This window comes from Lishizhenia sp. (genome assembly GCF_033720595.1).
In the GTDB taxonomy this organism is placed as follows: Bacteria; Bacteroidota; Bacteroidia; order Flavobacteriales_D; family Crocinitomicaceae; genus Lishizhenia.
On the sequence record NZ_JAWWCF010000035.1, the window covers coordinates 1 to 19,506 of the forward strand.

At 37.3% G+C, this 19,506-nt stretch carries 13 protein-coding genes; 7 read left to right on the forward strand and 6 right to left on the reverse strand.

The window, feature by feature from the left end; all coding sequences use genetic code 11:
• Window positions 1-2,692: hypothetical protein (locus tag R3333_RS04115; RefSeq protein WP_318957422.1), on the reverse strand; the 2,692-nt coding region annotated here is incomplete at its 3' end.
• A 270-nt stretch (window positions 2,693-2,962) separates the two neighbouring features.
• Between R3333_RS04115 and R3333_RS04120 the strand changes: the two genes are divergently transcribed.
• Genes R3333_RS04120 through R3333_RS04135 form a run of 4 tightly spaced genes read left to right on the forward strand, consistent with a single transcriptional unit; the run spans window position 2,963 to window position 9,378 of the window.
• Window positions 2,963-5,122: an LTA synthase family protein gene (locus R3333_RS04120; protein WP_318957423.1), complete on the forward strand. Its 2,160-nt coding sequence runs from the start codon at window positions 2,963-2,965 to the stop codon at window positions 5,120-5,122.
• A gap of 3 nt (window positions 5,123-5,125) precedes the next feature.
• Window positions 5,126-6,229, forward strand: coding sequence for a glycerophosphodiester phosphodiesterase family protein (locus R3333_RS04125; RefSeq protein ID WP_318957424.1), 1,104 nt, complete (start codon window positions 5,126-5,128; stop codon window positions 6,227-6,229).
• A 60-nt stretch (window positions 6,230-6,289) separates the two neighbouring features.
• Window positions 6,290-7,831, forward strand: a complete 1,542-nt coding sequence (locus R3333_RS04130; RefSeq protein WP_318957425.1) for a YifB family Mg chelatase-like AAA ATPase — start codon at window positions 6,290-6,292, stop codon at window positions 7,829-7,831.
• Window positions 7,832-7,869: 38 nt separating this feature from the next.
• On the forward strand, window positions 7,870-9,378 hold the full coding sequence (locus tag R3333_RS04135) for a hypothetical protein (RefSeq protein WP_318957426.1): 1,509 nt from the start codon (window positions 7,870-7,872) through the stop codon (window positions 9,376-9,378).
• Window positions 9,379-9,673: 295 nt separating this feature from the next.
• Here the strand turns inward: R3333_RS04135 and R3333_RS04140 are convergent, their stop codons facing one another.
• From R3333_RS04140 to R3333_RS04160, 5 genes are all read right to left on the reverse strand, one after another.
• Window positions 9,674-10,867: an ABC transporter permease gene (locus tag R3333_RS04140; RefSeq protein ID WP_318957427.1), complete on the reverse strand. Its 1,194-nt coding sequence runs from the start codon at window positions 10,865-10,867 to the stop codon at window positions 9,674-9,676.
• Window positions 10,857-11,639 (reverse strand): ABC transporter ATP-binding protein, encoded by a 783-nt coding sequence (locus tag R3333_RS04145; protein ID WP_318957428.1) that lies wholly within the window; start codon window positions 11,637-11,639, stop codon window positions 10,857-10,859. Before R3333_RS04145 ends, R3333_RS04140 begins: the two co-directional genes overlap by 11 nt.
• Window positions 11,640-11,864: 225 nt before the next feature.
• Entirely contained in the window at window positions 11,865-13,496 is a 1,632-nt protein-coding gene (locus R3333_RS04150; RefSeq protein ID WP_318957429.1) for an amidohydrolase, read from the reverse strand.
• Window positions 13,497-13,560: 64 nt separating this feature from the next.
• Window positions 13,561-15,393: an AAA domain-containing protein gene (locus R3333_RS04155; protein WP_318957430.1), complete on the reverse strand. Its 1,833-nt coding sequence runs from the start codon at window positions 15,391-15,393 to the stop codon at window positions 13,561-13,563.
• A 64-nt stretch (window positions 15,394-15,457) separates the two neighbouring features.
• On the reverse strand, window positions 15,458-16,855 hold the full coding sequence (locus R3333_RS04160) for a hypothetical protein (RefSeq protein ID WP_318957431.1): 1,398 nt from the start codon (window positions 16,853-16,855) through the stop codon (window positions 15,458-15,460).
• A gap of 315 nt (window positions 16,856-17,170) precedes the next feature.
• Here R3333_RS04160 and fbaA point away from each other — a divergent pair, with 315 nt between their 5' ends.
• The 3 genes from fbaA to R3333_RS04175 form a co-directional block, all read left to right on the forward strand.
• Window positions 17,171-18,244 carry a class II fructose-bisphosphate aldolase gene (fbaA, locus tag R3333_RS04165; protein WP_318957432.1) on the forward strand — a complete coding sequence of 358 codons (1,074 nt, stop codon included), beginning with the start codon at window positions 17,171-17,173 and terminating at the stop codon, window positions 18,242-18,244.
• A 16-nt stretch (window positions 18,245-18,260) separates the two neighbouring features.
• The gene (gene accD, locus R3333_RS04170; protein WP_318957433.1) at window positions 18,261-19,106 is read left to right on the forward strand and encodes an acetyl-CoA carboxylase, carboxyltransferase subunit beta; all 846 of its coding nucleotides are present in this window, start codon (window positions 18,261-18,263) and stop codon (window positions 19,104-19,106) included.
• Window positions 19,107-19,251: 145 nt separating this feature from the next.
• A partial coding sequence (locus tag R3333_RS04175) for a hypothetical protein (RefSeq protein ID WP_318957434.1) occupies window positions 19,252-19,506 on the forward strand: 255 nt, incomplete at its 3' end.

Below are 19,506 nucleotides of genomic sequence, written 5' to 3' on the forward strand. Positions count from 1 at the left end.
CTAATTGAACAGAATCTCCAGGACATATGAATGCCGGAGAACTGGAGCTAATGATTTGAGGTATTGGTTTAATTGTAATGAACTGAGGAATAAAGAAATTACTTGAACATCCACTAATAGGGTTGGTAATTACTCCTTGAAATACATACCCACCAGGTTGATCAACCTCTATAGTGGTGTTGTCCGGTGAAGTATTTAAAATTCCAGGCCCGCTCCATGTAAAGCTCATAATTGAAGTGTCAACAGCTATACTACCAGTGCCTCCTGGGCAAATGTTAATGGCGTAATCAATGCTTGCGTTTAACTCAGGTAATTCTAAAACCTCAACATAAACCGAATCAGTAACACTCAGGGTGTCTTTATAAATTCCACATGCATTATCATAACCAATTACTATCCTAAAATTAACACTGAACCAACCTGTGGTATCTGGAACAAATAATTTTTGTAAATCTATCGGGTTGCTTAACGATTGGAAAAGTCCATAATTCCAACTTACTTCTAAATACTCACCATCCCAAATGATATTATTTCCCTGCGGATTAGTGATAGAGTCTAACGCGAAAAAGTGAAGCGCTTCTTGCTTACAAATTGTAACGCTATCATTTAGTGTTATTGGGTTCGCTAAACTTAGATAAGGTAGAATTGAATCATAATAGACTGAATCTAAGACAAAGGTAACGGGATCCGTTCTTGTACATCCAAACTCGTTTTCTTGTGTAACTAAATAGGTTCCTGGTTGGGTGATATTACTAATGGAATTAGTATCTGAAACAACAGTACTTCCGTAATTGATAGAGATGTCAATATTTGGAGGAACGGTATCCAGATAAAAACTCAAGGTATCGGGATCACACAAAACAATGGGGTCGTAAGATAAAGCTTCAATATTTACCCCAGCATCATCTGTTAAATAGAGTTGTGAGGGTTGAGGGAGTATGTTGACATGTATAGTGTCGTTACTTATTCCACATCCATCTAAGCGATTTATTTCGAGAATGTAATCACCTGTAGATTGCACATTAAATGTGTTGAAGGATCCATAAGGAGAGCTACTACCGTTTAAAAGTACCTCCGCAGCTGGCCCAAGGTTCATGTAATTCAAATAAAATTCCAAATTAACACCACTACAAATTTCAATACTATCCACATCCGGTATGTAATGTGTTGAAATTGAATCTTCACACAGTCCTGTATCATCTAAATAATAGTTGTAAGGTGGTTGCGTACTGTTTTCATAAGGTTCAAAAATTAAGATGTCTAAATTGTTTCCAGTGCTTAGTCCCGTATTTACTCCACATCCGTTCAATGTTAATTGGTCTCCTCCGTTGATGTAGGAAGGAAAATCAGCAGGACCCGAAAGGGCCATATAAAAGTTGTTTTTAAAGCTTCCAACAACAACAGGATTGTTTAACCCATCCAAAGAAATACCATAACACTTGTCATCTTTTAAACCACCTTGATGTCTATCCCAAACACGAGTTCCTGAGGAATTGTACTTCATTACGAAAATATCATTCTCTCCAATTCCCGTCCATAAGGCCGTTCCGTAGTTTGGACGTATTTCTTCTAAATTACACTCAAATGTTCCAGTTACATAACTTTCGCTGTTGCTATTCAGGGCTAATGATTTAACGGATAAAGGATTGTTAGAACCAATTTTCTGACCCCATGAATAAGCTCCCGAAGTACTCGTTTTTAACAAAAAGAAATTATTGGTGTAAAAGGAAACCAGCGTTTCATTACTACTTGCTCCGTAATAGATGAGGTCGCCCTGAAAATCTCCGGTGACCAAAAGATCACTTCCATTTACTTTTAAGTCTATTGGAGAAATGGGGTTGGCTACTATTTTCCTGAACCAATCTAAACTTCCCGAAGAAGTGAATTTAGCAGTATACCCGGCATTTAATTGTTGATTGCTTATGGTTACGCCATCTATGACCAAGTCATCTGAAAAATTTCCCGTTATGTAGATGTTGTTAGAAGCATCGTGATCTACAGCGACAGCTTTGTTGTTGAAATCTGAAACACCCACCTTTGACCAAACTAATGAACCTGAGCTGTTATATTTTACTAATAAAATACCCGATGCCGGCGCATTGGTTAGAGTATTTATCGGAGTTGTGTATGTATTACTTCCAAGGGTAATCGTACCTTCAAATTGTCCCGCAACTATTACGTTTCCATTGTTGTCGCAGGTAACACCATGTCCTGTTTCCGCATCACTTCCACCAATTTTATTGGCCCAAACAACATTTCCATTACTTCCGTTTAGTTTTGCAACAAACAAGTCTCTTGAACCACTGTTAGAGGATAGACTTGTTGTTCCAAAAGCTGCGGTCCCAAAGAAATATCCCGTGATGTAGATGTTGCCGCTGTTGTCTAGGGCGAGGTCTAACCCTCTTTCTGTTCCACTACCACCAAAAGTTTTGACCCAAAGAAAATTTCCTGCGCTGTTCATTTTTGCCACAAATACATCCTGTCCGCCATAAGCGCTGGTAATAGTCGTTCCAAAAGTTGTTTGACCTCCGACAAATCCAGTGAGGTAGCTATTCCCTGCATTGTCTGTCTCAATATCAAGCGCTTCATCTATGGCTGTGCTACTGGCCTTGGTAAGAATGTTTTGACCATATATTGGGAAGGATAAAGCACTTAGAAATGTGAATGCACAAAGAAGTAGTAGTTTGTTCATGGGTGTTGATTCTTAACAAGATAACGCGCACGAATGGGGCAGGGTTGTATTTTTTGAATGAAATTTTTCTTTTTTCTTCTTTACCGCTTATTAATGGATTCTTAATCTTTTGATTTTATTATTTTGAGCCCCGAAATAAAAACCACTATGTCCTATTTCCATAAAGCCATCCTTAACAGTTTAAATCAATGCATACTTTTTACGATAGTTTTGCTGTTGTTTCGAATCTTAATGTTGTGCTATTTTACGCATGCACATTTTGTAGAAAACATGCAGGGACTATTCTTATTAGGTGTTTTCAATGAACTAAAATTAGTCTTTTTATTTGTGGGTGCTGCGCTAACGTTAAACTTTATACCAAGAGTAGGAAGAATATTGGTGAACATAATCGCAGTCTTACTGTTGACCTTTTCAGCCTTAAACCAGATTTACTTTTTTGAAACCTTTACTTACTTCACCCAATCCATCATGGAGATGGCCCAAGGTAGAATGGTAAGCATACTGCAAGATTTTGGTGTTTTTAAAGCTTTTTACCTTTTGTCTATCCTCCCAATTCTTCTTTACTTATTTGGTTTGAAAAGGAATTGGAGAAGAAAAAAGATTGCTATTCCAACGGTGTTGATGCTATTTGTTTTCCTTCTTTTAGGATTCCTTCACCAAGGAACTCTGTTGGCACATGAGCAATCGTTTAGCACTTCGAGTGTGTTATCCTTTTTCGATGAAATACCTGAAAATAAGGTGAGGAAGGTTAACTTAAATAGAATGGTTGAAGCTTATCAAAACGAGAACCCAAAACAATATATTTCTACGCGTTTTCCATTGTTACATGTTGATAGTACAGAAAGTAAGTTGTCTCCTTTTTTCGAGAAGAAAGCAATTCAACCCAATGTAGTGTTCATTTTTGTAGAAAGTTTACCAGGTCCTTTAAGCTGTAAAGTAAATGATGAATTAAGTTTCACTCCCTTTTTGGATAGTTTATCCAAGGTATCATTAAAGTTTAGCAACTTCATAAGTGTGGCCGAAAGAACCTTTGGAGTTTTGCCTAGCGTTTTGGCTTCTTTGCCGCATTCTAACAAAGGTTTTATGGAGGATTATAATCATTATCCAAAGTATTTGTCTATTCCTAATTATTTAAAACAAGAAGGGTATGACAATAATTTCTATTATGGTGGAGAAGCAAGTTTTGATCACATGGATAGTTTTATGAAAGCCTCAGGGATTGATCATATTTACGATAGGCCTAAGTATAAAAGTCAACTCACAGCAGAGCAAAAGGAAGTGTTGCTAGGGATAGAAGATAGAGCTCTTTTCGAAGGTTTTTTCGATTTTAAATCAGCAAATCGTCCCCAACCTTTTTTAGATGTCTTTTTGACCTTGACTTCTCATTTTCCTTTTCAATTTACAGGACAACAAGCGTATATAGATAAGTCGGAAGAAATCCTTTTGACCAAAGGTTCCAAAGTTGAAGTTGCCAAATATGAAAAGTACCTTCAAAAACTGTCTACAATCCTTTACGTAGATGAAATGATTAAAGAATATTTCAATAAAATTAAAGACGATCCTGCTTTCGAGAATACGATTTTTGTTATTGGAGGAGATCATATGATGGTAGGTTTGCCCTATAGCAGTCCTATGGAAAGTTATAACACTCCTTTTTTAATTTACTCGCCCTTAGTAAAAAGAAGTAAGGAGATTAAAGCACTTAATTCGCATTTAGATTTAGCACCAGCGCTCACGAAACTTTTAGCGACAAATTTTGCCTTACCCTATCTAGATACTTTGTCCTGGTTAGGATGTGATATGGATACAAATGCGTCCAATAATATGGATAAGAATGTACTTTTTATGCATAATGATAGGGTTGGAATGGATTACTTGAATGGAAGTTATTTTATCAATAATAAAAACAAAACATACCGTATTCAAAATGTCTATCAAACGAAAAGGGATAAAGTAGAAGAAATTGATAATCGAAGAGCGGAGCATAGACGTTTTCAAGAATTTATCTGTGCTAATAATCTAATCTATCCTCAAAAGGATTTAAATACGGGACTTTTTCACAATGAAATTCATTTTCAAAAGATAGTGGATAAGGCTTACGTGAGTCTGGTAAATTATACGTTCAAGGAGAATCCTGATCAACTTCAATTGAAAATAAATTTGAATTTCAACCAAGTGTTTAACGAGGATTTGAAAATGGTCATTTGTGTGAGAGATAAAGAGGGTGGAAATAAAATGTGGGAAGCGGTGAACCCTTCAAACATTCTGATGGATAACAAAGGGAATTGGAACTACACAGTAGATTATAGATTGAATGTCAAGAACTTTCAAAAGGGTGATCGAATGGAGGTATATCTTTGGAATAACAAGCGTGTTGATTTTGGAGATTTAGTAATCCTTAATGGAGAAATTGACGTATATTTTGGCTAAATTATGATGTATCGATATTTTTCTGTTTTTGTATTATTAGTGCTTTTTGGATGCGCAAAAAGTAATCCTCAAATCGTAAAAATACCCTCATTTAAAAATGTGGTTTTTCTTGGTCATAAAGGCGCGGGGAATTTTGGTGTATACGGCAGTGAGTTTCATGAAAATACGATGAATTCGGCAATGTTTTCATTGCAAAAAGTTGATGGGTGTGAAGTAGATGTGCAAATAACCAAAGACACCCTATTGGTATTGCATCATGATGTTTATACAAAGGTTGATAGTATCAATATTTTCGACCTAACATTTGATTCACTCAGAACTGTATATAATAATAGAAAGGACCCCGTTACTTTGCAAGCATTGGCCGAAAAGATTCATGGCAAAGGTTTAACAAAAAAATATTTATCCCTGGATTGTAAGTTTTTATATAATCCAAAGGTGATCCATACCTTTTCTTCGTCTGAAAAATTTAGAAAATCTTTGGTGAAAAGACTGAATGAGATAAAGAAGCTTATTGCCCCCAATAAATTGCTATTAGAAGTTCCTGGTAAAGATAAATTTATGTTTTTTCAAGAACATGGATTTACTTCTTTTTGGCTTCGTGGAGACAGTAGTGACATGCCTTTATCTTTAAATCATGGTCACTCAGAAAGTTTGGAGAAAAACAATCAATATTGGGTGCTAAATGACTTTGAAAATTTCTTAGGAAAGAAGGTTGTTGATTCTTGCTTTGTGCAATCAGATAATATTCCTTTAATGGCTTTTCTAAAATTAAAAAGAACGGAAGAGTTTTCAATTTCAAAGAAGCTGAATAAGATTTATGATTTTAATCAACAGTTTATTTCCACCTTATTGAAAGAACATTATGGGTTGATTGAAGTAAAACACAATTTTGATGAGGAAGATGGGGTTGTACTTGTAGTAACAGAAAATACAGACGCTTCTAATAGGTTTTATAAAACGGTAAGATTAGATAAGTCTAGGAACTTCATTTTTATAGATAGCAGTTATTTTTCTGATGTATCAACGCCTTCAAACGTTTATTTTTGGAACCCTGAAAACAAAAACTTAGGGGATAGGGAAATTGAAATTAGCCTCTATCGCTAAACTCTTTTGTAAAAGAGCTTTAATTTTCTTAACTTCTACCTCAACCTTAACCTAAGTATTATGTTAGTCAAAACCTACGGCAGTTCCGTTTTCGGAATTGATGCCCTCACCATCACCATTGAAGTAAATATCGGAAACGGATTAAATTTTTATTTGGTAGGACTACCAGATAGTGCCGTGAAAGAAAGTCAGCAAAGAATTAAAGCCGCTCTGGGAAATAACCGATATAAATTTCCCGGCAAAGAGATAACCATTAATATGGCGCCTGCCGATGTTCGCAAAGAAGGAAGCAATTTTGATTTGCCGATAGCTTTAGGAATTATGGGTGCTTCGGAGCAAGTGCTTACTGATAAGTTTTCTGATTTTTTAATCCTTGGAGAGTTGTCTTTAGATGGAGACCTCAAACCTATGAAAGGAGTATTACCGATTGCAATTAATGCCAAAAAAGAAGGGTATAAAGGAATTATTCTTCCTTATGAAAATGCAAAGGAAGCTGCAATTGTAGATGAGCTAGAGGTTTATGGAATGTTGCACCTTACAGAAGTCGTGGATTTTTTTAATGGTAAGATAGAATGCAAACCGGTAAAGGTTGATATCACGCAGGAGTTTTATCAAAAATTAGATGAGTTTGGTGTAGACTTCAGAGATGTAAAAGGTCAAGACAATATTAAACGGGCTTTTGAAATTGCAGCTTCTGGTGGACATAATGTACTATTGATCGGTCCTCCCGGAGCAGGAAAATCCATGTTGGCTAAACGACTTTCAACTATCCTTCCTCCCATGAATATTTCTGAAGCCTTGGAAACCACTAAAATTCACTCTGTAGCCGGTAAAATGGATGCTCAATTAGGCTTGATTACCCAACGACCTTTTAGAAAACCTCATCATACGATAAGTGATGTAGCTTTAGTGGGAGGAGGAGGTTATCCGCAACCTGGAGAAATATCTTTGGCGCATAATGGAGTATTGTTTTTAGATGAATTACCTGAGTATAAACGCTCTGTTTTAGAGGTTATGCGTCAACCTTTAGAGGATAGACAAGTGACCATTTCTAGGGCAAAGTTTACCGTGGAATATCCCGCGGGTTTTATGCTGATTGCAGCGATGAACCCCTGTCCGTGCGGTTATTATAATCACCCAGAAAAAGACTGTATGTGCCCACCGGGAATGGTGCAGAATTATCTCAATAAAATATCTGGTCCTTTATTAGATCGCATAGATTTACATGTAGAGGTAACCCCTGTTAGTTTTGATGAGTTGGCGCATCATCAACCTAAAGAGGGGAGTAAGGAAATTCGCGAGCGCGTAATAGTTGCGCGTTTACTGCAGGAGCAGCGTTTTGCTCAAGATGAAGGGATACACTGTAATGCCCAAATGAGTAGTAAAGACCTCCGGGTTCATTGTGCAATAGAGGAGGACGGAAATGCTATTTTGAAAAAGGCTATGGATAACCTGGGCTTGTCGGCACGTGCTTATGATAGAATTTTAAAAGTAGCTAGAACGATTGCCGATTTAGAGAAAGAACCCAAAGTACTCACCCAACATATAGCGGAAGCCATACAGTTTAGAAGTTTGGATAGAGAAAATTGGGCAAGTGGATAGAAAGAGATTCTTACTATTTTTGACGAAAATTCAATTGAATGAAGTTGCTCACCCTATTCATATTCCTGCTTGGAACATCCATCGTTTCTTCCCAAGATAATCATACAACAAAAAAGCAAGGTGGTTTTGCTATGTTGGATTATCACCCTTTAACTATGCCTGATGGTGAAGTAAATATGGGGTTTTCAGGGTTGCATTTAAATTTAAACTTACGTGATCATTGGTTTGGTGGTTTGGGAATATATGGAGCAGTTCATGGGGAGCGCGGTGGTTTTTTCACACTGGGGTTTAACCTGACTTACCAGAATTATTTAAGCCAAAAGATATTTTATGATTTAGGTTTTCATTTTGGAGGTGGCGGAGGTGCTTCTGCTCCTGATGGTGGAGGAGCTTTTATTCTTCCGCATTTCAATTTAGGGATGGATTTCGACTTCTTCAAAGTATCAGGAGGATATAGTTATGTCAACTTTTTTGATCATGGTGCAATAAAAAGTCACCAATGGAACTTAGCGATGCATTTTCCTGTCTCATTTTTACACTCGGATTTTAATCGTCATGGAGAAAAATTAGAAACTGACCACACTGATTTTCTACTTTGGAATCATTCGTCTACAGAGCTAGAATATAAATTACACCTCAATAATCTATACAATCAACGCGGAAACTTAACAGGGAAAACGATACACTTGGTAGGGTTAGAAGTTTTACGTCATGGTAAGAACTTGAGTTTGTTTTTTAAAGCCGATGGTGCGTATCGAGGAATCAAAGCCGGGTACATGGATATCCTCTTTGGAATAGGAAGAAAGTTAGATTTTTTGAACAATAGAATTCGCTTAACACCAAAGCTAGGATTAGGCGGAGGTGGTGGCGGAGGCCTCAATACTTATGGAGGGTTGTTTTTCTATGGAAGCACGGAGTTATCTCTTCGTGTTACGCCCACTTTACGCATCTTTGGAGACGTGGGAGTGTTGAGTACACCAAGAGTGGATTTTTTAAGTACCAATTACGGTTTTGGAATCTCCTACGATGTGTTTCAGAATGGTAACTATTATCCGCAAAGCCAAAACAACTTTTCGCGTCCTTCTTATTTTAAAGGTTTTGAGGGGGCTTTAACCCAAGAGTATTACTATGGTGCACAGCGAGTAACAGGAATAAGAGAAGATATGTATCAAATCGGGTTTCAATTGAATTTTTATTTAAAACCTTGGTTGTTCGTAGGGGGACAAACTTCCTTTGCGAACTTTGGAGATGCAGGAGCTTATGCAGAAGGTATTGCTGGAATGGGTGTGCGTATGAGTCCTTTTTTCAAAGATAAACTTCATACACATGTTCAAGTGCTAGGTGGAGCGGCCGGAGGTGGTGGAATTAGCACAGGGCAAGGCTTGATAATAAAACCGAGTATTGGATTAAACTATCATCTCAACTCAAGTATCAGCCTCAAGGCAAACGGAGGATATGTAAATGCTTTAGGGGGTGATTTAAATACTTGGTTTGTGAATGTTGGACTAGGGTATGAGTTATCCTTATTGTTTAACAATTACGAGTAAGCTAGATTTTGTCATTTATTATTCGTTGATTCCTACTTATTATTTAATGCATGCAGAATGAAATAAATAATTCATCTTTGTATAGAACTTAATAGCAGTGAGTTCAGTAGTGCGTAAAGTGAATACTTTGCGGACTGCAGGTTAATTTTTCGGGTTTGTAGGGAACCCTTATTTCCTACTGGTTTTATTGGTTAAAACAAGGAGAGTAGCATTAATTTGTTACTCTCTTTTTTTATGTAAAAAAAGAGCGATAGTTTCCTATCACTCTTTGCTGGTTTTATTCTCAGTTCAGCGCTTACAATACTACATTTCCTTCTTTGTCGAATTGTTTGTAAGATACTCCAACAGCAATAGCTGCAAGGGTTAACATAACTCCAAAACTAAGTGCCAATAATACAGGGTCTAAAGTTCCTGCGATTAACTCTTTTGTGGCCAATACAACATTAACTACAGGTATCATGGCCGTTGTATAATCTAATTCAATACCAGGGAAGAATCCAACCATGGCAGGAAGGACAATAACAATGTTCAATGGGGTAATAATACTCTGTGCTTCTTTGAAAGACTTTGCGTATACACAAATCGGTATCATAACTCCTGCAAAAAATATGGTAAGTGGAATTAATAATGCATAAAGCATCACGATGAATCCTGGAGACAATATACTGCGAACAACCTCAACAATTCTTGGGTCTTCGACCATATCAAATACTTCGAATGAAAGGTATAAACCTAATAAGGCAAAAGTAGAAGCTGCTAATCCTGATAATACAACAACACCCATTTTACCAATTAATATTTTATAACGTGGAACTGGGGTAGTAAGTAAAGTCTCTATCGTGCCTCTTTCTTTTTCTCCAGTGAACAAATCAATGGCAGGGTACATACAACCTATAAAACCAAAAGCAATGAATAGGTAAGGCAATACACCTCCAACGAGTTTCCCTAAAACCTCTTTTGTTGAAGCTAGGTTAACGTAATCTATGTTTACAGGGTCTACAGATGTAGCTGTAACTTTTAAGTCATTCAAACGCTCTCCCTTTACTTCTGCTTTAATAGCTTCCATGTAGTATTCAGCCCTGTCTTTATAACCTAAGTCAGTAGCGTTAAAATAAAGTTTGATGGTTTTAGCTTCTCCCTTTTCGGGTGCATTAATGAAGTCTTTTGGTGCTTCAACGGCAAGTTGAATAGAATCTTTTTTTATCAAAGATTTCAAACCTGTTGTATCTGCCATGTAAATCAATTTTTTATCCCCTTGTATGTTTGGGATTTTGCTCAACTCTTTGGCAAAATAACTGTCGGCACTACTTCCAATAACCGCAATGTTTAGGGTTTTGTTAGCCGCTTCTTGCTGGAAACTTTCAGAAACTCCAGTAAATACGTTTAGTATGATAGGGAAAATTAACAAAGGAATGACAATCATCGTCATCAATGTTCTTTTGTCCCTAAGGGTGTCCTTTAACTCTTTTAAAAATATCTTATTCACCATCGTGCTGCGTTTTTGTTTGGTTAACAATGCGAATGAATTCTGCCGTAATGTTAGGAGCTTCCATATTCGCTTTGAAATCTGCCATACTTCCTTGATAGAGCAATCCTCCCTTGTGAATAATCGCTAGATCATCACACAAAAGATCTACTTCACTCATAATATGACTCGAGAAAATAACCGTTTTGCCCTCCTCTTTACAATTGCGAATTAGGGTGATTATATTTTCAGCGGTAATTACATCCAGTCCACTTGTTGGTTCATCAAAAACAACAATTTCAGGATCATGTATCATGGTTCTAGCGATGGACACTTTTTGTTTCATACCCGTACTTAATTTTCCAATACGTTTATTCTGAAACTCGTGCATGTCCATTAAATCGTAAAGATATTTTTTACGCTGTTCAAAGTCATGCTTTTCTACTTCATAAAGATCCGCGAAGTATTTGATCAATTCGTTGGGCGTCAATCGGGCGTAGAGTCCTGTAGACCCGGTTAAAAATCCAATTTTCTTACGCGCTTCTTGCGGTTGTGCTACCGCATCAACTCCTCCAATTTCAATCTTCCCAGAAGTGGGTTTGTATATAGTAGAGAGCATGCGCATCGTTGTCGTTTTCCCTGCTCCGTTTGGACCGAGCAATGAAAATACTTTTCCCGGTTCGCAGGTAAAACTCACATCTTTTACCGCCACAGCTTTATCGGCAGTAGTATTGAGTTCCTTTTTCAATTTTCGGGATAACACAAACTCTTTGGTCAGTTGTTCAACTTTTATCATAGTGTGTTTTTTACTTCAATTAAAAGTAGAAAAATTAAATATTTAGTGATAGCTATTTACAGGTGCGGTTCTTTTTTAGGATGGAAGTGTAACAAGCTGTTTTTTTAGGCTGACTCCCTCACAAAAAAAATGGGAGAGGGGCAAGACATACGACTTTTCCTCTCCCGAAACTCCTTGGGGATATTTGGTGTCACTGCTGTCTCTAGCAGAATTTTTTAGATAGGTTTAAAGTCCCATTGAATACACAGGCTTGCCATCTATATAGGTCATCCATGCATAATTGGGTTGGTAGTCTCCAGAAATAGATAATGGGTGATCTAATATCACAAAATTGGCGTGTTTATTCTTTTCAAGTGTTCCTACTTTACCTTCCTGAAATGAAGCAATTGCTGGCCAAAGGGTCATGGCTTTCAAGCTTTCCTGAAAACCTATTGCTTCTTCTTTTTGGAATCCACCTTCAGGCAAATTATCTGCATTCTGCCTATTGATGGCAGCATGTAAGGTTAAGAAAGGATTCATGTGCTCTATAGGGAAATCGGTGCCAAAGGCAATGATGTTGTTCTGATGTAACAAACTTTTGTATAAGTATCCAGAAGTTTTTAAACGTTCATCTCCTAATCTATCGGCTGCCCAACGCATATCAGATACAGCATGAGTTGGTTGGACTGAAGGAATTACACCTGCCTGAGAGAATAGGTCCAAATCATTCGGGTGTACAATTTGAGCATGTTCAATTCTCCATCGGTGATCTTCAACATCTTTCATTAAGGTATCGATGAGGTGCAATAAATTCCTGTTCGTAGAATCGCCTATGCAATGGGTGTTTACTTGGTAATTATTTTCTTTGGCAAATAAAGTAATGGCTTTTAAATCCGCTAAACTTGTGGTTAAAAAACCTGTACTTTGACGGTCGTGGTAGGGGTGGATTAAACATGCTCCTCTACTTCCCAAAGCACCATCTCCAATTACTTTAAAGCTTCTAACGCTTAACGGACCATTATTATAATGTCCTTCCTTCAATACAAAATCAAAAGCTTCTTGGGTGGGAAAAAGCATGGCGTATACACCAATTTTAAGTTTTCCTTCGCTGGCTAATTCATCTAGAATTCGAAATTGATCCATGGTAATACCTGCTTCGTGAACATTAGTAATACCATAACTCAACAAGTTTTTTTGTATGCTTAAAATCTCCTTTTTTAAGTCATCTGCTGAAGGCTGAGGAAGCTTGTTCATGATTAAATCTATGGCGTTGTCTAGCAATATTCCTGTTGCAACACCTCCTTCTAACTGAATTTCTCCACCTTCTACTTTTTGATTTATATCGAGCTTATAGGCTTTTATCGCAGCTTCGTTGATCAAAGCAGCATGACCATCCACGCGTTTACAAACTACGGGCGTGTTAGGAAAGGCTTTGTTCAAAGCCGCGTTGTTGGGTAATTCACTTTCGCCCCAAAGACTCTGGTCCCATCCCCAAGCAAGTATTAGTTCACCGCCATGTTTGTTTTTGTGTTTCTCTAAACGGGTAATCATTTGTGCTTCTGAAGTAGCCCCCGTTAAATCACATTGTAGGTTCAAATTCGCTAAGCTAAAAATATGACCATGGGCATCTTGAAAACCAGGGTAGATTTCCTTTTGTTCGGCATTTAACTCTTCATTTGCACTGTATTTATTCCTAATTTCTCGTTCGGGTCCCGTTTCTAATATTTTACCATCCTTAATGGCAATGGCATTGTGTACTTCACCTTCTTTGTCTAAAGTGTGGATACGGGCATTGTAAATAACTAAGTCGGCATTTTCTCCTTTATAACAAGAGTTGAAGATTAAACTTAGAGCGAGCAAATAGAATATGTTTTTCATAACCGTGATTTGAGTTACGAAAATACGAATCAAACTTACTTTAACCTATAGTAAAGAAGAAGTTCTAATACATCACCTCGAACACACTTTTGTAGGCCTCTTTGTTTTCCACATAGGTTAAAAATTCACTGTAAAAGGCATCGTTTCCAAATGTGGCGCTGTCACCAACTACAAAGAGTTGTTTTTGAGCACGGGTCAGCGCTACATTCATTCTACGGTAATCTTTCAAGAATCCTATGTTTCCGTCAGTATTACTTCTTACCAAGGAAATGAATATGATGGGTTTTTCTTGACCTTGAAAAGCGTCTATGGTAGAGCATTTTATGCCCTCGAGTAATTTTTTCGCCAAGCTAACTTGTGCAGCGTAGGGACTTATAAATGCAATGTCTTTGTGTTTTAGTTTTAAATCGTCTATCAGTTTTTCTATGATTCTGATTTCTTCAAGATTGCTCAAGCTATAGCCGTCTTCTCCTTGTTTTTCCGGAGCTTCATATCCTGCCGTATCATAAAAGTGAAGCGCATTTTCACCACCATGTTTTAATGGCACATCTGTTAAAAGCTCGCCTTTGTAAAAATGCTGACTAGAGAAACCTGCAATTTTCTCTTGCATTCTATATTGCGTATTCAAGAGATAGGTTGGAATTTGGTGCTGGAAACTTTGCTCCAAAATAGAAAGGGATAATCCATCACGAGAAGCAGCGTCTGAAATAACTGTAGGGGGGAGTTGGAAAGGGTCTCCTGCCAATACTAATTTATCGGCCTTTTCTATGGCTACCCAAGCCATTGGTTCTAAGCATTGTCCAGCCTCATCTGTCAGCAAAGTATCGAATCTCTGCTCTTTCAATAATTCATCCTGTAAACCAACAGGTGTACCCGTAATTACTTGTGCTTTTTGAACGGCTTTTTCTAAAGAGAAGTTTTCTAATTGTTTAATTTCTTGGCGAATAGACTTTACTTCTTGGTACAAAAGCTTACGTTGTTCTCTTTCAGATTTCCCAAAATTACGCTTGTATTGTTGCGCCATTTTACGCAACTCATTGGCCTGAATTTTTAGACGTTTAATTCGTTTTTGTTCCTCCGCGTTTTGAGCCACTCCCTCTGTTGTATGGGCGAATAATTCTTCGTCTACTTTGGTAGAATTACCCATGCGAAGTACGTCAATGTTTTGGGCAATCAAACAACGTGTAAAATGATCAACAGCAGCATTGCTCGGAGCAGTAACGGCTATTTTTTCGCCCTTTTTTAAAAGTTCTTTTACCGCAGCTACTAGGGTTGTAGTTTTACCTGTTCCTGGAGGACCGTGTAATATGCAAACATCTTCATTTTCTAAAACTGCCTGGGCTGCGATGGCTTGTGAGGTATTCAATCCATCTATTTTTTCTGCAGTGGTAAGGAGTTCGTTTTTACTGGCTTTTAACCCATGAACGATTTCAAACAGATGGGCGGTATGTTTATCCTCTCCATTTTTTATTGCCTTTAAAGCATAAAGCATGAACTTGAAACTTTTGTCATCAGGAACAAGTTTTATTCCCAAATTTCTTTCTTCTATCCATTCTGGAAAGTCAGGAGCAAACAAACGAATTTCTCCACTTCTGTTGTTGAGGAAAACGAGTTGAGCATTGCAACTTTGTTGTTCTTCATGATGGGCAAAAAATTCTAAGGCAACACCTGATTTGAAATTGCTGGTGTCCGTCTCAAAGGGTAATTCAAATTCAACAATAGGGTAGTCGGCAAATCCATATTTTCTGCGCTTAATTTTTAAAGGATGTAGCACCAAGCCTTGAGCTTTTAAACTTTTCAAACTTACGTTCTCAGAAAAATTCCACTTGTCTTGTTGTGCTTTTTGTTCCTGCTTAATTAAGGCTATTAAATGATCTGCTTTTTCTTCCCTATTCATGCGATATGCTTTGTTGCGAATTTAAGGAAAAGCTATGGATAGTAAGTGTAGTCATGTAATGCATTTAAAGAGAATTTGCTAGTTTTTCTACAGCGTTACCACGCATGATTATCGTATTGTCCGCATCCAAGAGGATGTAGTAAAACTCTCCGTAGTTTCTATAGTTTTCGCTAAAATCCTTTCCTTGATAAGGTTGTCCAAAAGCGTTGATCCAATTATCAGGTTTACTCAAGTGATGCGCTTGCACTTTTTGAAAGAATAGGTTTTTATTTTCTCCTTTATCTATAGCCAATATTTGAAGTTCAGAACTAGGGATGTGTGCGGTAATTTGTTGAAGTTCTAAAAGGGGAGTGAGGCTGCTTTCTTTGTTGGCATTCCAGAACACTAGAATTTTGTACTTGGCCGTAATATTTTTGATTGCGATTTCTTCTCCCTTATCATTTAACAACAAAATAGCGGGGGCTGTTTTGCCCAGTTCCGTTGATCTTATTTTTTCTACGCTTTTTCTCATACTTTGAAGTGTAGGGGCATCTATCCACTCTGCTTTACCTTTGAGGTAATACTCTTCCACCAAAAAAGCATAGATGGCAACACCGTGGAAAGATCTTACAGTAGCAAACTTGTTCACCATTTCTATAAGTGTGAGTTTGTACATTTCTGGATTTACTGCAAGGGTGTTCAATAATTTTGTCAGTCCCTTTTTTTGTTGGGTTGAGTCTTGGTAATATAAATTGTTCAGGTAGCTGTTTATCAAGGGGTAAAATATATCCGTACGTATTAAACCATCTTCATTCAAGTCAAAGTTGTCAAAAAAGTGTTTTCTAAAAAGTTCGAGTCGTTTACTTTCGTATTCCTGGGGCGTAAGCCCTAGTTCTTTAGCTGTTGGTATTTCAACGGGTATATTTGCTTTTAGTGCTTTTGAGATTAAAAAGTTAGGGTAGTTTTCAATGAACTCTTTTTGTAATTCCTGAGCTTTTTGCGTCAAGTTTGTCAATTGATTTTCTAGATCTTTTTTAACGGTACCGTCAGCCGATGCAGTTTTACTTTCTATAGCTCTGTAGGAGGTCAGTAATTTGTATTTTTCTTTGGCCAAAGCATAGTAATGTTCATTTTCTTCTGACCCCTTAACCATCATGTCTTTTACAAAGTTTTGAGGGGTGGTAGTTATTAACTCGAAATGTTGGTCATCATTGATACTGACGATTTCTAAAACTTGCATGTTCTCTTTGATAACCAGTTTGTAGATACCTCTTTTTAGTTTTTCTTCTCCCGTAAAATTGAATTCACCATTAGAAGAGCTGTCTTCTGCGGCAACATATTGTTTAGATCCCAAATGATAAGCAAGGTATAAGGTCTGATTACCATCCAGCTTCATTTGTACCGAAATGTCATATCCTTTTTGAGCTTGAGCAGTAAGGGTGAAGAAAAATAGGTATATCAAGGGAAGAATTCGCGTATTCATTTGTTGGAATGTTTTGGTCCAAGATATAGATTGTAATGGAAAGTAAAAAGGAAGTGAGAGAACTCTTGTTTTAATCTGTTGGGTGCTAATTATTAAGGGGGGATTGTGGTAGACTTAAGGAGTCTGTTTCCTACTGAATTAATTGTGTTGTAATCCGCTTAATTTAAGGGGGATGAGTAGTAAGGGATATTGGCATGCATAGGGTCTTAGCTCTTGTAATAAGGTCAGGAGCAAAGTGAGATGTAAATTTAAGCCTTTAGCCCATCGCTTTTTTATAAATTCCTTTATTTTTGCAACCTAACAAAATTTGAAAACATGGCACACAATATAAAACCAGGAGTAGCTACAGGAGACGAAGTTCAAGCGATATTTGCACACGCAAAGGAGCATGGATATGCCTTGCCAGCGGTTAACGTTGTTGGTTCTGCATCAGTAAATGCGGTAATGGAAACAGCAGCGAGATTAAACTCACCTGTAATTATTCAATTTTCTAATGGAGGTGCATTGTACAATGCAGGTAAAGGATTAAACAACGACGATCACAGAGCGGCTATCGCAGGTGGTGTTGCTGGAGCTTTACATATTCACGAATTAGCTGAGTTATACGGAGCTACAGTTATCTTGCATACAGACCACGCAGCAAAGAAATTATTGCCTTGGATTGACGGTTTATTAGATGCAAGTGAAAAGCACTTCGCAGCTACAGGTAAGCCTTTGTATAGTTCTCACATGATAGATTTATCTGAAGAACCATTAGAAGAGAACATTGAGCTTTGTAAGCAATACTTAGAGCGTATGTCTAAAATGGGCATGACTTTAGAGATTGAATTAGGAATTACTGGTGGTGAAGAAGACGGGGTTGATAATACAAATGTTGACAACGCATTATTATATACGCAACCAGAAGAAGTAGCTTACGCATACGAAGAGTTGTCTAAAATTTCTGATCGTTTCACAATTGCTGCTGCATTCGGAAATGTTCACGGAGTATACAAGCCAGGAAACGTTGTATTAACACCAGTGATCTTAAAGAATTCTCAAGAGTTTATTCAAGAGAAATACAATACAGGTGCTAACCCAGTTGATTTTGTTTTCCACGGTGGATCAGGATCTACCTTAGAAGAAATTAGAGAAGCAATCGGGTACGGAGTTGTAAAAATGAACATTGACACAGATTTACAATTCGCCTTTACAGAAGGTGTAAGAGATTACATTTCGGAAAATATTGAGTACCTTAGAACTCAAATCGGTAACCCAGACGGGGAAGAATTGCCAAATAAGAAATATTACGATCCAAGAAAATGGATGAGAGAAGGTGAACTTACTTTCGGAGCACGTTTGGAAAGATCTTTCAGAGATTTGAACAACGTAGATTCACTTTCTAAATAAGTAAAAAAGCATTTTTATGGTTTGGTTTAAAAGAGAAAAAGAGGGGATTACTACCTCTACAAAAGATAAGAAAGAAACTCCAGAAGGACTTTGGCATAAATGTCCAAAGTGTAAGACGGTAGTTACAGCTGAAGATCATGCAAAGAATTTCTATGTATGTGATCGTTGTTCTAACCACGATAGAATTGGTTCTGAAGAGTACTTTCAAATCTTTTTTGATGAAGGGAAATACAAAGAATTTGATGCTAAATTGACTTCTGGTGACCCTTTGAAATTTACAGATACGAAGAAGTACACAGATAGAATTAAAGCAACGCAAGCAAAAACTGGTTTAACAGATGCTATTCGTTGTGCTAAAGGTGATATTGATGGTCAACCTACAGTAATTGCAGCAATGGATTTTGCCTTTATTGGTGGATCTATGGGGTCTGTAGTAGGTGAGAAAATTGCAAGAGCAATTGATCAAGCGATCAAAGCGAAATGTGCCTTTATGATTATCTCTAAATCAGGTGGTGCGCGTATGATGGAAGCTGGTTTATCTTTGATGCAGCTGGCGAAAACAAGTGGAAAGTTAACGCAATTGGCTGATGCAGGATTGCCATACATTTCTTTCTTAACAGATCCAACAACTGGTGGTGTAACAGCTTCTTTCGCGATGTTAGGAGATATCAACATTGCTGAGCCAGGAGCGTTAATCGGGTTTGCCGGACCAAGAGTAGTGAAGGAAACAATTGGTAGAGATTTACCAGATGGATTCCAAACTTCAGAGTTTGTTTTGGAGCACGGTTTCTTGGATTACATTGTGGAAAGACAAAACTTGAAAACAGAAGTTTCAAAATCTATTCGCTTATTCATGAGCTAAGAAGATTTTTACAACATAGTAAAAGGTCTCGTTGATTATTCAGCGGGACCTTTTTTTTAGGGTAGAATTTTAGTAGCGATAATACATGTTTATTTTTTCATCAAAAGAAAAGCTATAAATTGAAGAGCGAATTAATCAATGTTCTATGTTTAAATTTATTACTCTTTTATTCTGTTGTGTCCATAGTTTATTGTTGTTGGCCCAAACGGAGCGTATTTCAATAGATTTTGGTGGCACTAATTCTCCTTTTCCTTGGAATAACTTAAATAATGCTTCAGTCGGTTCATTAAATAGCTTGATGAATAATTATGGCTATGCTACCTCTATAGGAATTACGGTTACAGATGCATTTACGGGGGTAAATTCTTCTGGAACGCAAACCCCCAGTGCAAGTGTGGGC

What these genes read in the sequence shown, in the direction of transcription:
- R3333_RS04120 (WP_318957423.1), top strand. Translation starts at nt 2,963, where the DNA reads ATGCAGGGACTATTCTTATTAGGTGTTTTCAATGAACTAAAATTAGTC.
- R3333_RS04125 (WP_318957424.1), top strand. Translation starts at nt 5,126, where the DNA reads ATGATGTATCGATATTTTTCTGTTTTTGTATTATTAGTGCTTTTTGGA.
- R3333_RS04130 (WP_318957425.1), top strand. Translation starts at nt 6,290, where the DNA reads ATGTTAGTCAAAACCTACGGCAGTTCCGTTTTCGGAATTGATGCCCTC.
- R3333_RS04135 (WP_318957426.1), top strand. Translation starts at nt 7,870, where the DNA reads ATGAAGTTGCTCACCCTATTCATATTCCTGCTTGGAACATCCATCGTT.
- R3333_RS04140 (WP_318957427.1), bottom strand. Translation starts at nt 10,867, where the DNA reads ATGGTGAATAAGATATTTTTAAAAGAGTTAAAGGACACCCTTAGGGAC.
- R3333_RS04145 (WP_318957428.1), bottom strand. Translation starts at nt 11,639, where the DNA reads ATGATAAAAGTTGAACAACTGACCAAAGAGTTTGTGTTATCCCGAAAA.
- R3333_RS04150 (WP_318957429.1), bottom strand. Translation starts at nt 13,496, where the DNA reads ATGAAAAACATATTCTATTTGCTCGCTCTAAGTTTAATCTTCAACTCT.
- R3333_RS04155 (WP_318957430.1), bottom strand. Translation starts at nt 15,393, where the DNA reads ATGAATAGGGAAGAAAAAGCAGATCATTTAATAGCCTTAATTAAGCAG.
- R3333_RS04160 (WP_318957431.1), bottom strand. Translation starts at nt 16,855, where the DNA reads ATGAATACGCGAATTCTTCCCTTGATATACCTATTTTTCTTCACCCTT.
- fbaA (WP_318957432.1), top strand. Translation starts at nt 17,171, where the DNA reads ATGGCACACAATATAAAACCAGGAGTAGCTACAGGAGACGAAGTTCAA.
- accD (WP_318957433.1), top strand. Translation starts at nt 18,261, where the DNA reads ATGGTTTGGTTTAAAAGAGAAAAAGAGGGGATTACTACCTCTACAAAA.